At 31.3% G+C, this 252-nt stretch carries 1 protein-coding gene; it reads right to left on the bottom strand.

What is annotated here, in order from left to right:
* The coding region (locus tag L21TH_RS14630) for a transposase (RefSeq protein WP_034429964.1) at nt 1-252 on the bottom strand (252 nt) is incomplete at both ends.

The following is a 252-nucleotide window of genomic DNA, read 5'->3' as shown; positions in this document are numbered from 1 at the left end:
TTCCTTTTAGTTTAAAGAAAGATTTCCATGATTTTTCAAGGATATTAAGCACTTCCTGGGCTGTTTGACTGGGTAGATTTTTATACCAAAAATTGCTTTTAAGTCTTTTCTTTTGGGCATACCAGTTAGGATATTTTTCAAAACCAAGCTCTTTATAATTTCTTTTCTCATAATTTGCTACATTCCAAAGCTTTGCTGAAGATTTGCACATACTACCTAATATAATACTTTGCTCCTCAGTAGGCTTTAAAT

It is taken from the genome of Caldisalinibacter kiritimatiensis, from assembly GCF_000387765.1.
Classification (GTDB): domain Bacteria; phylum Bacillota; class Clostridia; order Tissierellales; family Caldisalinibacteraceae; genus Caldisalinibacter; species Caldisalinibacter kiritimatiensis.
The sequence above is the reverse complement of the archived record's forward strand: the minus strand, read 5'-3'. Positions and strand labels throughout refer to the sequence as shown.